Below are 13,249 nucleotides of genomic sequence, written 5' to 3' on the forward strand. Positions count from 1 at the left end.
TGAAACGGGAAAAGCTCACAATTTATGGACAGCGGGATTCCCAAGGGCATTTTTCGTGACATAGATCACATTTTGATTTGGCGACATGGGTAATCTGGAGGTGAAGACACAAGCAAGACGACCCGAAGGGGGCCATTATGAAAATCGAAATGACCAGTAAAATCATCGACATCACCCCAGCCATCCGCGAGCGCATTGAATCCCGTTTTGAAAAGCTCGAGCGTCTTCAGGTGCCTCTCATCACACCCCATGTGATCATCTCCAAAGAGCGTTTGATGTATATCGTCGAAGCCACTATCGGCATTCCCAACGGCAAACTGTTTGCGCAGGCAGAGCACGAGGATCTCTATGCTGCCATCACGGACCTGGGCCAGAAGCTGGAACGCCAGCTCAACCGTCACACGGAAAAACCCATCGCCCGTCGTGCCGCCGGCAAGGAAGTGCCCCAACCGGACGAAGCAGACGCCTGACAAGGTTCACCACTCATAAAGCAAAAGGCGGGTTATCCCGCCTTTTTGCATTCTACCGTGCCGTCACCCCAGCCAGCGCAGCCTGGCATCCACCCCATGCGCAAGCTCATCGAGCAGCGGCAGCATCATCAGCGGAGCCTCCTCCCTGGAGTCAGCGCCCATAGGGCGGGCCTGCCATCGCTCGCGACCCAGTGCCGAGAGGTTGTCATACACCGCGGGATCCAGCGCGGGCGTTCGGCTCACCAGTGGCGGGGAGCGCAGCGCCAGCCAGAGTCTCACATCCGTCATGCACCCGCCCTGTTGCAGACGCTCGTTGAGGCTGGTGGCATCGCTCTCTTCCACCCCGCCTTGCAGGGACGCCCGGGGCATCAGACCGAAACGGGAGCGCCAATCCAGCTCATCCGATGCAGGCTTGGGCGGGGTATCAAACCAGGGCTGCTCTTCCACTGCATCAGTCAGCAGCGCCAGATGCAGCCTGAAGTCGGCACGGTCCCCCGAACGGAGATCCTGGTTGAGCCGTTGGCCCAACTGGGCCTCATCCACGAGCAAGCGGTCACGAATCGCACTGGGCAGCATGAGATAAATCTTGGAAATGAAGGTTTCATTGCTTATCGGCCATCAACCCGATCCTTTAAGCATTAAAAATCCCGGCAGAGGGGTTCACAAGCGCGGCAGATCTGTTAGTATGCGCCTCGCACTTGGGGAGGGGTTCCCGAGCGGCCAAAGGGATCAGACTGTAAATCTGACGGCTCTGCCTTCGAAGGTTCGAATCCTTCTCCCTCCACCATTCAAGTGCGCACAATCAGGTCATGCCCCGTGGAGGGGTTCCCGAGCGGCCAAAGGGATCAGACTGTAAATCTGACGGCTCTGCCTTCGAAGGTTCGAATCCTTCTCCCTCCACCATCTTTCAGAGAACCCGGCCTTGTGCCGGGTTTTCGCTTTTCTGCCTTCCACAAATCCCCTTCTTCTACAAAAAAACGGGAGGCCAGGCCTCCCGTCAATATATGCACGCTCTCACCCCGAACCTGCTGGCGACAGCTGTCATCGGCAGGTCGGGCAGAGGGGGATCAGCGTCTCCCCAGGCACCTGTCTTGTCATCCGCGCCCCTTACAGGGTGAAGCGATAGAAGATATCCACCGCCTGGGCCACCCCGCTCATGGCCTGCAGATAGAGCCTTGGCATCAGCTCGTAGCGCAGCTTGAATTCGGCGATGGGGCTGAACACCCCGACCCCGTACTGGAACTGCAAGCCGGGCAGCAGGTAGGCCGACAGGGTCACCTGGGTGTCATCACCACTGCCTGCGGTATCGAGGGCCACGTCGCTCATGCCGAGGGACTCCCCGATGCTGGAGACCACGCCGCTCGCCTGGCTCACGGCCCCCGCCACCAGCAGGCCGTTGAAGCCGCCATCCTCGCCGCTGGTCTGCAATCCCTTGCCCCGCAACAGATAGGAGAGCTGTTCGGACTGCGCCATCTGCGGCTCGGAATAGACGGTGATCTTCGGCTTGGCGGCCGGCCCCGTCACCCGCACCCCGACGGTCACGTTGTCCTCGATGGTGTCCGGATCCCGATAGGTCTCGATGTTGAGATAGGGCTGATCGATGGGGCCGGAGAAGAGGATCCGCCCCTCCTTGATGATGAGGTTCTGACCATAGGCCTTGAAGCGCCCGTCCCTGAGCTCCAGTTGCCCGTTGCCCGAGAGCGGCTTGGAGGGATCCTGGCGAATGTTGAGGGCCCCTCCCACCTTGGTCTTGAGTCCCATGGCTTCAAGGCGGACGTCGTCCCCGAGCCGGATGGCGAGCCTGATCTCCATGGGCAGCGGTGCCGCCTTGGGGACCGGCGGCAGATCGTCGTAGATGACGGTGACGTCATCGGAGACCGCCACCGCGCTGTCTGGCAGGCTCTTGACCAGGATGCGCGACCAGGGGATGTCCACCTGCCCGGTCACTCTGGTCTCCTCCCCGAGAGAGATGGCGATGTCAGGTGTCACCCTGACCCGGCCCATGCCCGGGTACTGGGCCTCCAGCTCCTTGCCCTGAATGGTGAGGCTGCCGGTCACCGGCTGCTGGGCCCAGCTCAGCCAGCCCCCCAGCACCAGGGGGCCCCTGCCCACCATCATGGAGCCGTCGAGTTCGGCCCGGTTGCCTTCTATCTTGAGGCGGGTCACCAGCTTGGAGAGGGTCACCATGTCGGAGTGGGTCTGAACCTCCCCCTCCTTCAGGTTCAGCTCGCCATACAGCAGGGGGGCAGCCAGGGTACCGTCGAAGCGGGCATCCGCCGAGATGACCCCTTGCAGGGAGCGCACTTCGGGTATGAGCGGCGCAAAGGTCGCCAGCTTCAGATCGTCAAACCTGAGTTGACCGCCGAGGTTGCCGCGGCCGGCGGGATCCCGGATCAGCAGATCGGTGTCGATGTTGCCGATCTGCTCGGAGGCGAAATCGACCCGGATGGCGGCCTGCTGGCGCTCGAAGTCGATCCCGAGCTCGAGGCGCTGGTAGTCGGTCTTGAGTTCGTCGGCGACGAAGGTCCCAGGCGTGGTGCGCACGGTGGCGTGCAGGGTCGGCTGGTTGCCGCGCCAGCTGGCGCGCCCGTCGGCCGACAGCACCGCCTGCCAGCGGAAATTGTCCGGCAACCAGGGGCGCAGCCGCTTGAGATCAAATTCGTTCAGGGCAAATTCCAGATTGCCCTGGGACTGGGCTATCCGGCTCCCCTTGACGCAGAGACTGGCCTTCTGGGACGCGAGGCAGAGATCCCCCATGGTCAACTGCTGTTTCGGCAGATCCAGGTCCAGAGACCAGGGGGCGGCCAGCGCCCAGCGCTTGAGGGGGGTCTTGAGCTTCAGCTCGGCAAGGGCGCCACGCCAGTGGTCACCGCGCAGGCTGCCATTCAGGCTGAGGTCTGCCGCCAGGGGATCCCCCTTCATGGTCAAGGTGAGCCCGTGGCGCTCGAGATCGCCGCTCAGGTTCAGGGCGATTTGCGAGAGCTTGGTCTCCCCCTGCGCCAGGCTCGCCACCGTCACCGCCACCTCACCGGCGGGCTTCTCCCCGACCAGGGCGTTGGCCTTGATGACGGTCTCCTTGAGGACGGTGCCCGCGTAGGCGAGTCGGCCCGACACCAGGTCGGCATTCACGCGCGGCGCCTGCTGGTTGCCGGTGACGCGCACCTGGCCCTTGATGTCCCCTCCCAGACCCGGGTAGATGCCCCCAAGCTTGGGCGCATCCAGATCCGCATCCAGCTTCCAGGCCTGGGTCGTGAGCGAGCCTTTGGCCTGCAGCCGGTTGGGGCCGCTTTGCAGCGCCAGGGCCGGGATGGTCCACTCCATCTTGTCGTTGCCGCTGAGCCTGCCCTGCAAGGCCAGGGGATACTGGTTGAGCTTGCCATCCACCTTGAGCTCGGGCAGGGCAAGCTGCCAGTGGCCCGCCTCATCCAGATCGAAGCGGCTGGTGATCTTGCCCGCCAGTGCCCCCTTGATCTCGGGCACCAGCTCCGCCGGGTTGATCCCCTTGAATTCGGTCGTCCCCTGCCACTGGACCCCCTTGCTCCAGGCCAGCTTGCCGTCGAGCTTGAGCTCCCCCTTGAGGGCCCCCAGCAGCAGCTCGATACGGCTCAGCTGGTTGAGATCCCCCTTGCCCGAGAGCGCCACCTTGAAGGGGGGCACATCGGTCCCCTTGCCGGCGGTGTTGAGCGCAAACTGGTAACCGGAGAGCTTGCCCTTGGCGCTCAGGGTGCCCTTGTCCAGCCGATAGCTGGGCTCATCCTTGGCGGGCTTGTGCAGGGGCCAGGAGAGGCTCTTCCAGTCCAGCGCCAGATCGAAGGGCAGATCCGGGTCGAGGGCCGCAAGGGATCCTTTGAGATTGGCGCCCACCGGCCCCTTGGCCTTGAGTGCCAGCCCAAGCTTGCCCACAGAACCGTCCAGGACGAGATTGACCTGCTCCCCCTTGAGCTCCCCGTCCAGCAGCCCTTGACGCGCCTTGGCATCCAGAGTCAGGGCGAGGGGGTAATCCTCGTGCAGGCGCACCTGACCACGCAGGGCCAGATCCGCCATGGCATGGCGCAAGGAGAGCTCCCGGATGTCGATGCGCTCCTCCTCGGCGGTGGCCGACAGCAACAGGTTGTCTAGCCCCTCCACCAGCTCACCTTGCTGATAACGGAACGCCGTGGCTTTCAGCCCCTCCAGCTGGATGGGGAAAGGCAGTCGCACCGCCGGCAGCACCATGGGCTCGGGCTTGCTTGCGGCCTGCGTCTTGTCACCGGGGACAGCCTTGCGCTCGCCGGCCGCCAGGGTGGCGCTTTTCTCATCCGCCGGTTTGGCGCCCTTGTCACTGGCCGCCTCCACCGGGGACGGTGCCACCACCACGTTCAGGCCATCGAGCACGGGGCCGCGCACGATGAGCCCGGCGCGATCCAGGGCGGCGCCAATGTCCAGATCCTTGAGGGTGATCGTCACGCCGGGCACCGCCACATCGAGATCGGCAACCTTGAGGCTGTCGACCTGGATTTTGAGCGGCAACGGATGCCAGACGAAGGGCTCCGACGGCTCTTCCGGCACCGGCTCGGACTCCGCCACCCGGACCACGGGGCGAGTCACCGCCAGAGTCTTGATCCAGAGCTTGCCCTGCAGGAGCTTGCCCAGATCCCAGTCCAGCACGGCCCGCTCCACGGTGACATCCACCAGCTCGTCCTGCCAGCCAACCCCTTCGAAGGTCCAGCCATAACCGAGTTGCCCCGCCACCAGCTCCCCCTTGAGGGAGGGCAGCGCGGCTCTGGCCTGTTGCCACAACCACTTGTTGCCCTGATGGGTGAAGCCCAGCAGGCTGACGCCGATGAGCAGCAGGAAGAAGAGGCCCATGAGCCACAAGAAAATGCGTTTTACCCAGATCACGATGCAGACCCCTGCAAGGAAATCAGCCGCAGCGGCCAGAAAAGAGAAAGAAGAGGATATGCGCCTGGTTGCCGGGTCATAGTTCCGGCCCCAGTGCGAAGTGCAGCCGCAGCGGCTTGTCCTCCTCGGAGATGCCCACCGCCAGATCGAGCCTGACCTGACCGATGGGGGTGACCCAGCGCACCCCGACCCCGGTGCCTATCTTCCAGGCCTCGCTGTAGTCGACGGTGGCGGTCCCGGCGTCCACGAACAGGGCGCCGAGCCACTTCTCGCTGAAGCGGTAGTTGTACTCCAGGCTGCCGACGCTGGCGTAGCGTCCGCCGGTCAGCTTGCCATCGTCCCCCCGTGGCGAAATGGTCTCGTAACCGTAGCCCCGGACCGTCTGATCGCCGCCGGTGAAGAAGCGCAGGGAGGGGGGGACCAGGGAGAAATCATCCCCGACGATGGCCCCCTGTTCGGCCCGCATCAGGAAACGGTGATCTTCGCCCAGGGTGCGCAGCCACTTGCTGCGCCCCCACACCCGCATGAAGCTGATGTCGGACCCCCAGTAGGGGCTCGAGAACTCCATCGTCAGTTGCTGGCGATCCCCCCAATCCGGCACCAGACCGCCGCGCACCCGCAGCCGTGACCAGGAGACGCCGGGGATCAGCAGCAGGCTGTTCCCCTCGTCCTGACCCTGGACGTAGCGCTCGTTCTCCAGGCGCACAAAGACGTCTCTGTCCCAGCTCTCCGGTCGGCGTGTCCAGCGGTGCACCCCGAAGGTGGCCAGATCGGAGCGGGTGTCGTTGTTGTCGGTGTATTGATAGCCCGCCTGCAGGGAGTAGTAATCCCGCAGCGGGTTGCCCACCGGGATCTGGTAGTCGAAGCTGAGCTCCGCTTCCGGCGCCGAGATCTTGGCGGTGCTGGAGAGGCGGTGACCATAGCGGTTCACCCAGGGTTTCTCCCAGGTGGCACTCAGGCGCGGCCCCACGTCCGTGGCATAACCGATACCGGTCTCAATTTCGTGATCGACCCGGTTGGAGAGGGTCACCTGCACCGGCACCCGGTTGCCCTCGGCCTGGCTGATCAGGGGTTTGATGTCCACCTGCTTGAACAGCTTGGTGGAGGAGACATCCTGGGACATCTCCGCCAGACGGATCGCCAGATAGGGGTCGCCGCTCTTGATGTTGATGAGCGGGCGGATCAGGTGCAGTGCCTCCGGCGTCGCGTCATAGCGGATCTCGCCGAAATGGTAACGCGGGCCAGAGCGAAACAGGATGTAGATCTCCGCCTTGCCCTGTTCCGGGAAAACCTTGACCTGGCTCTTGCTGATCTTGGCGTCAAAATAGCCGCGGGCCAGCCCCAGACTGCCGAGATCCGCCTTGATGGATTCATATTTGCCGTGGTTGAGGGGATCTCCCTCCTTCAGGGGCAGCTTGTCCAGCAGCTCGCTGTACACCTCGTCGCTCCCCGCATCCCCTTCCAGCAGGATGTCGAGGCGCGAGATGATCACGGGTTCCCCCCGCTCGATCTCGATCACCACCTTGGCGGGCGTCTTCTTGTCGCGGTTCAGGGTGATCTTGGGCTGGTAGTAGCCATAGACCTGCAGCGCCTTCTGTACGCTCTCGGTGATCTTGGCGCGGGCGGGGCGGTACTGGCGTTCCTGGTAGACGGGCAGGGCGTTGAGGTAGGCCTCGACGTTGTCTTTCTGCTCTCCCCTGACCCCCTTGATCTGGTAGGTCAACTTGGCCGCCATGGCGGGCATCGCCATCAGCCAGAGAGCGAGGGCGAGCAGCAAGAGACCGGGCCCGGGGCGACGGGATCGCCCGGATGAAGTGCTCCCGGTGAGAAAAGTAGGATAGCATCCTGTCAAACGTCAGTTTCCCCGAATAACATGATTTAAAGATTGTGTTATTTAGTACGATACCGAGACTCATCCCGGGCGAGTGCCGCTCATCCTAGCATAATCGCGACGGCGAAATCCCACGCTCGGGGCCCCTTTGCGTGCCGCTCTGCCGCCCCCGGTGCGGGGATCGCTTCGGCCCTGCAAGGAGCCAGCCGGGTGTGAGGAGCCAAACTGCGCACAATCCGGGCAAGGGGCGAACAAAACGCCACCACCTGCCCCGCCACGCCGGATCTCCCCTGGCGCCCTTGGGCTGGCAGCAGGGTCCGGCTCGTCGCGACAACCCTTGTCGGACACCCCGCATCCGGCGGGTTTCGTCAACCCGTCCCCCTCGACTTGCTCCGTGCCCTCTTCCCCACCCTGCCTGCTATTGAACAGGAAAATAAGTTTAAATCAATCACTTGAATAGATGGCACTAAAGCTTCGTTCAATTCAATCGATTTATCCCGCTGCCCCTGCGCTCCTGCCTGTCCCACACTGATCCCAATCATCGCAGGAGAGACCCCATGCACCTACGTAGCGAACAACTGGCTGACTACATCGCCGACCGACTCGAGTTCATCACCTTCCTGGCCTGCTGCAGCGCCCTGCTGGCCCTGCTGACCGGCATGAACGGCCAGCAGGCCCTCGCCTTCACCGCGCTCAATCTGCCCTTTGGCCTGGCCCTGCTGCTGGGCATGGCCCTGCTCGCGCCCCTGTCTGCCCACTGGCGCCTGCCCGGCATAGTTCTGCTGCTGGTGAGCGCAGCCCTGGCCACCCTGCAGATGGGGGGCAACTGGCTCAACCCCCTGGCCATCTGGAGCCTCTATGCCCTGCTGGGGCTGGAGATCCTCTGGCAATCCCGGGCCAGGGTCCCCCTGGCCGCCGGCCCCCGGAGCCGGGTCTCGCGCCCGAGGGGCTGACGCGGAGGCGCAATTGCAGTAATCTTGCGCCCCCTTTCCCCTCGCCGAGGAGCATTCCGATGAAAAAAGCCTGTGCCCAGCACATCCTGGTCAAGACCGAGAAACAGTGTCTGGAGATCAAGGAGAAGCTCGCCAAGGGCGCCGATTTCAGCCAGATGGCCAAGCGTTTCTCCACCTGCCCTTCCGGCAAGCGTGGCGGCGATCTGGGAGAGTTCTCCAAGGGGGACATGGTCAAGTCCTTCGACGATGCCGTGTTCAAGGGGGAGCTGCTGACCGTGCTGGGGCCGGTGCGCACCAAGTTCGGCTTCCACCTCATCAAGGTGCTCTATCGCAGCTGATCCAGGGCGACGAGGCCATCGGCTCTCTGAGCCGCAGGCCTGGGATTGATGATCATTTACTAACGTTATCAGGCAATTAAGTTTATCCTTCTGGGCATAGTTCCATCCTGACCCGTGGATCCCTCATATGCACAGCTCTTTGTGGTGGCCGCTGCTGACCTGGCTATTGCCCCTTTGCGGGGCCCTTGGCAGCCGCGCCCATCTCTGGCCCTGGTGGCTCGGCTTCATCCTCTGTCTCGCCAGCGCCCTCCTCAGCCTCGTGCTGCTGCTGCGCCTGCCCTGGCGCTATCGCCGCACCACCAACCTCTGGCCGGATATCTGGGGCATAACTCCCCTGCTGCTGCCCCTGCTGTTTCTCGTCCAGGCGCTGCGCTCCCCCCTCACCAACGACGTCAGCACGGATCCCTACCATCCGCCACGGCTCCAGTGGGCCGAGCAGCTCAGAAGCCCGGAGGATCTCCCGGTCTCCCCCCCGCCCCTGCAACTATTTCCAGGCAACCCCGGTCCTCTCTATACCCGGGCATCCCCGGTCGAAGTGCTCGCGGAAGCCGAGGAACTGATGACGGAGCTGGGCTGGCAGGTTCGCCCGGGCAGCGAGGGTATCGATGCCGTCGTCACCACCGGCTGGTTCGGGTTTCAGGATGACGTGGCCCTGCGGGTCTTTGCCGGGCCCAAAGAGACCCGTATCGACATGCGCTCCGCCTCGCGCCAGGGGCGCAGCGATCTGGGGGTCAACCGGGCACGGATCATCGATTTCCTGAATCGGTTGAACGAGCGTCTGGGCGGGGCCTACAAGCCCAAGATGGAGAAGCTCAAAGAGGAACAAGATGCGCATTGAGGTCAAACCGGACCGGGCCTACGCCTGGTTCATCCGCCCCTTCTTCTGGCTGCAGAAACGCAACTACGGTCAGGTGCTGATCCCGGGCAAGTGCTGGGGGCGCTCCCCCAGGCTGTTCGCCGCGGTCGCCACCCTCTACGGCGTCATCAACCGCAAGCGCTCCCCCATCGACCCCGTGCTGCGCTCCCTGGTGACGGTGCGGGTCTCCCAGCTCAACTGGTGTCGTTTCTGTGTCGACATCAACGCCATGACCCTCGTCAAGCGGGCAGGCTCCAGCGACAAGGTGGAGGCGCTAGCCCGGTGGCGCGACAGCCCCTTGTTCGACGAGCGGGAGCGGGCCGTGCTGGACTATGCCGAGGCCATGACCGGGCTGGATGGCGTGAGCGACGAGCAGGCCGCCCGCCTCAAGCCCTGGTTCGATGACGACGCCCTGGTGGAGCTCACCGGCCTCATCGCCTTCCAGAACATGTCCGCCAAGTTCAATGCCGCTCTCGACATCGCTCCCCAGGGGTTCTGCCAGTTGCCGGTGCAACCCGAGCACCCCCTCGACAAGGGGCAGGGATGAACCAGGCACGCCTGCTGCTGTTGCTGGCGATGGGGGCCCTGGTCGGCACCTTCTTTGCCCTCGACCTTGACCACTATCTGAGCCTCACCCAGTTGCAGGCCCACCAGGCGCGCTTGGCCCTTTGGGTCGACCGCCATGTTGTCGCGGCCAGCCTGCTGTTTCTGGTGCTCTATGTGCTCACCACCGCCCTCTCCCTGCCGGGGGCTGCCCTGCTCACCCTGGCGGGCAGCGCCGTCTTCGGCATCCTGTGGGGGCTCTTGCTGGTCTCCTTTGCCAGCTCCCTCGGCGCCACCCTGGCCTTTCTCAGCGCCCGCTTCCTGCTGCGGGACTGGGTCGAGACGCGCTTTGGCGACAAGCTGACGAGCGTTCAGGCCGGCATGCAAAAGGAGGGGGCCTTCTATCTGCTGAGCCTGCGCCTCATCCCCCTCTTCCCCTTCTTTCTGGTCAACCTGGTGATGGGGCTCACCCCCATCAGAGTCAGCACCTACTACTGGGTCAGCCAGCTCGGCATGCTGCCGGGCACCCTCGTCTACGTGCTGGCGGGGAGCGAGCTGGCTACCCTCACCAGCACAGGCAACCTCTTCTCCCCCGGCCTGCTGGCCGCCCTGACCCTGCTCGGCCTGATGCCCTGGCTGATGCGTGCCTTGCAGCGCCGTCTCGCCCTCTACCGATTGCACGCACCCTACCGCAAGCCGGCGCGCTTTGACTACAACCTGCTGGTGATAGGCGCCGGCGCCGGAGGTCTGGTCACCAGCTACATCGCCGCCGCGGTGAAAGCCAGAGTGGCCCTCATCGAGCAGCACAGGATGGGGGGGGATTGCCTCCATACCGGCTGCGTCCCCTCCAAGGCGCTGATCCGAAGCGCCCGCTTCGCCATTGAACAGCGCAAGGCCGGGGAGCTTGGTTTTACCCCGAGCCAGAGCCGCGCCGACTTCGCCGCCGTGATGGCGCGGGTCGCCCGGGTCATCGAGGAGGTCGAACCCCACGACTCGGTGGCGCGCTATGAAGGACTCGGGGTGGAGTGCATCCAGGGGCGGGCGCGGGTCACCTCCCCCTGGGAGGTGGAGGTCAACGGCAGGCGCCTGACCAGCCGCCATATCGTGATCGCCACCGGCGCCCGCCCCCGGGTGCCCGCACTGCCGGGACTGGACGGGGTTCCCTACCTCACCTCCGACACCCTCTGGCAGCGACTGCGTGAGCCCCCCCGCCATCTGCTGGTGCTGGGAGGGGGCCCCATCGGCTGCGAGCTGGCCCAGAGCCTGGCCCTGCTCGGTATCCCCGTCACCCTGGTGGAGCAAGGCCCTCAGCTGCTGCCCCGGGAAGATAGGGACGTCGCCGGGGCCCTGGCCGCGCAGCTGGAGCACGACGGCGTCACCCTGCACCTCGGCTGGCAGGCTACCTCGGCCGAGTATATGGACGGTAAAGGCACCAACCTGCCCATCCGGCTGCACCTGCGCCGGGGGGACGAGACGCTGGTGGTTGAGGGGGACCAGCTGCTGCTGGCCCTTGGCCGGGAGGCCAACGTGAGCGGTTTCGGGCTGGAGGCGCTGGGGGTTGAACTGGCACCCGGCGGCACCCTGGCCATCGACGGCTTCCTCGCCACCAACTACCCCAGCATCCTGGCGGTGGGGGACGTTGCCGGCCCCTACCAGTTCACCCATTTTGCCGCCCATCAGGCCTGGTATGCCGCCATCAACGCCCTCTTTGGCCAGTTCAGGCGCTTTCGGGCAGACTACAGGGTCATGCCGGCGGCCACCTATACCAGTCCGGAGATAGCCCGGGTCGGCCTCAACCAGAAAGAGGCTCTGGCCCGAGGCATCCCCTTCGAGTCGACCCGCTTCGAGATGGCCGAGCTGGACAGAGCCATCGCCGACGGCGAGTCAGGGGGCTTTGTCGAGGTGCTGACGGTGCCGGGCCGTGACAGGATACTCGGGGCCACCATAGTGGGTGCTCACGCCGGCGAGCGGATCGCCGAGTTTGCCCTCGCCATGCGCCACCGCCTGGGACTTGGCAAGATCCTCGCCACCGTTCACCCCTACCCCACCCTGATGGAGGGGAACAAGTACGTGGCTGGCGCCTGGCGCCGTGCCCGCCAGCCCGGGCGCCTGCTGGCGCTGCTGGCCCGTTATCACCGCTGGCGCCGCGGCGCCTGACTCTGACGAGGCAACCATCATGTTCAAGACCCGACTTCGCGCCCTGCTCCGTCCCCTGATGGCAGCTGTCCCCCTGCTGCTGACCTCCCCGCTCCACGCCAATGACGCATCGTGGCAGCAGACCCTGCTGGCCGCCAGGGGGCAGACAGTCTACTTCAACGCCTGGGGGGGCAGCCCCGAGATCAACGCCTACCTGGTGTGGGCCAGGCAGGAGATCGCTCGCCAGTACCAGGTCGAGCTGGTGCAGGTGAAGGTGGATGACATCGCCCAGAGCGTGAGCCAGTTGCTGGCCGGCAAGCAGGCTGGCAAGACGTCGAACGGCCCCATCGACCTGCTCTGGGTCAACGGCGAGAACTTCAAGGCGCTCAAGGAGCAGGGGCTGCTGGGGGCCCCCTTTACCGACGAGCTGCCCAACATGGCCTTGGTGGACACCGCCCTGCCGGTGAGTGAAGACTTCACCGTGCCGGTCGAGGGGCTGGAGGCCCCCTGGGGCATAGGCCAGCTCAATCTGATGGTGGATGGCGACCAGGTAGACGTTCCTCCCACCTCGGCGGCCGCCCTGCTGGCCTGGGCCAAGGCTCACCCCGGCCGCTTCACCTACCCCAAGCCTCCCCAGTTTCACGGCTCGAGCTTTCTCAAGCAGATCCTGCTGGAGCTGACACCGGATCCGGCGCCCCTCTATCAAGAGGCGACCGATGCCGACTTCCTTCGCATCACCGCCCCTCTCTGGGCCTGGCTCGACCAGCTTCACCCCGCGCTCTGGCGAAAGGGCAGGCTCTTCCCCACCGGCGCCGCCGAAACCAGGCAGTTGCTCGATGACGGCGAGCTGGCCATAGCCATCAGCTTCAACCCGGGGGAAGCCCAGAGTTCGGTGCAAAACGGCACCCTGCCCCCCACCGTCCAGGCCATCGCCATGGAGAAAGGGGCGCTCACCAACAGCCATTTCCTCGCCATCCCCTTCAATGCCTCCGCCCGGGCCGGGGCCAAGGTGGTGGTCAACTTCCTGCTGAGCCCCGCCGCCCAGGCGCGCAAGAGCGACCCCGCCTTCTGGGGGGATCCCAGCGTGCTGCGCCAGGAGGCGCTGCCAGGCCAGACCCGTCCGGCATTGCGCTTCAAGGGAGTGGCAGAGCCCCACCCCAGCTGGCAGACGCGGCTGGAAGCGGCCTGGGCCGAGCGCTACGGCCACTGATCCATCATGCAGGCGCGCGCCCCTCTTCTCC

Annotated in this window: 10 protein-coding genes and 2 tRNA genes; 9 read left to right on the plus strand and 3 right to left on the minus strand. The window is 64.8% G+C overall.

Annotated features, from left to right (window positions below; all coding sequences use genetic code 11):
* The first annotated feature begins 137 nt into the window (after nt 1-137).
* On the plus strand, nt 138-470 hold the full coding sequence (gene raiA / locus AB5Y70_RS11255; protein WP_010674126.1) for a ribosome-associated translation inhibitor RaiA: 333 nt from the start codon (nt 138-140) through the stop codon (nt 468-470).
* 63 nt (nt 471-533) lie between these two features.
* Here raiA and AB5Y70_RS11260 read toward each other — a convergent pair whose 3' ends face one another.
* The gene (locus AB5Y70_RS11260) at nt 534-1,046 is read right to left on the minus strand and encodes a VC2046/SO_2500 family protein (RefSeq protein WP_043154199.1); all 513 of its coding nucleotides are present in this window, start codon (nt 1,044-1,046) and stop codon (nt 534-536) included.
* Nucleotides 1,047-1,172: 126 nt separating this feature from the next.
* On the opposite strand from AB5Y70_RS11260, the gene AB5Y70_RS11265 reads away from it, so the two are divergent.
* A tRNA-Tyr gene (locus tag AB5Y70_RS11265) sits at nt 1,173-1,257 on the plus strand.
* Between the two features lie 31 nt (nt 1,258-1,288).
* Nucleotides 1,289-1,373, plus strand: a tRNA-Tyr gene (locus AB5Y70_RS11270).
* A 204-nt stretch (nt 1,374-1,577) separates the two neighbouring features.
* Here the strand turns inward: AB5Y70_RS11270 and AB5Y70_RS11275 are convergent.
* Nucleotides 1,578-5,351 carry a translocation/assembly module TamB domain-containing protein gene (locus AB5Y70_RS11275; RefSeq protein ID WP_043154197.1) on the minus strand — a complete coding sequence of 1,258 codons (3,774 nt, stop codon included), beginning with the start codon at nt 5,349-5,351 and terminating at the stop codon, nt 1,578-1,580.
* 76 nt (nt 5,352-5,427) lie between these two features.
* On the minus strand, nt 5,428-7,203 hold the full coding sequence (locus tag AB5Y70_RS11280; protein ID WP_042017328.1) for an autotransporter assembly complex family protein: 1,776 nt from the start codon (nt 7,201-7,203) through the stop codon (nt 5,428-5,430).
* Between the two features lie 536 nt (nt 7,204-7,739).
* Between AB5Y70_RS11280 and AB5Y70_RS11285 the strand changes: the two genes are divergently transcribed.
* The 6 genes from AB5Y70_RS11285 (at nt 7,740) to AB5Y70_RS11310 (ending at nt 13,218) form a co-directional block, all read left to right on the plus strand.
* A complete protein-coding gene (locus AB5Y70_RS11285; RefSeq protein WP_043154193.1) occupies nt 7,740-8,135 on the plus strand; it encodes a hypothetical protein in 396 nt (131 codons plus the stop codon).
* 59 nt (nt 8,136-8,194) lie between these two features.
* Complete coding sequence (locus AB5Y70_RS11290; protein WP_010674120.1) at nt 8,195-8,473, plus strand: peptidylprolyl isomerase; 279 nt, start codon at nt 8,195-8,197, stop codon at nt 8,471-8,473.
* Nucleotides 8,474-8,600: 127 nt separating this feature from the next.
* A complete protein-coding gene (locus AB5Y70_RS11295; protein WP_043154191.1) occupies nt 8,601-9,311 on the plus strand; it encodes a DUF1499 domain-containing protein in 711 nt (236 codons plus the stop codon).
* The gene (locus AB5Y70_RS11300; protein ID WP_043154188.1) at nt 9,301-9,876 is read left to right on the plus strand and encodes a carboxymuconolactone decarboxylase family protein; all 576 of its coding nucleotides are present in this window, start codon (nt 9,301-9,303) and stop codon (nt 9,874-9,876) included. The genes AB5Y70_RS11295 and AB5Y70_RS11300 overlap by 11 nt, the downstream gene beginning before the upstream one ends.
* The gene (locus AB5Y70_RS11305) at nt 9,873-12,029 is read left to right on the plus strand and encodes an FAD-dependent oxidoreductase (protein ID WP_043154186.1); all 2,157 of its coding nucleotides are present in this window, start codon (nt 9,873-9,875) and stop codon (nt 12,027-12,029) included. The genes AB5Y70_RS11300 and AB5Y70_RS11305 overlap by 4 nt, the downstream gene beginning before the upstream one ends.
* Nucleotides 12,030-12,048: 19 nt before the next feature.
* Nucleotides 12,049-13,218, plus strand: a complete 1,170-nt coding sequence (locus AB5Y70_RS11310; RefSeq protein WP_043154254.1) for an ABC transporter substrate-binding protein — start codon at nt 12,049-12,051, stop codon at nt 13,216-13,218.
* The last annotated feature ends 31 nt before the right edge of the window (nt 13,219-13,249 follow it).

The organism is Aeromonas sp. s1(2024), assembly GCF_040908005.1.
In the GTDB taxonomy this organism is placed as follows: domain Bacteria; phylum Pseudomonadota; class Gammaproteobacteria; order Enterobacterales; family Aeromonadaceae; genus Aeromonas; species Aeromonas caviae.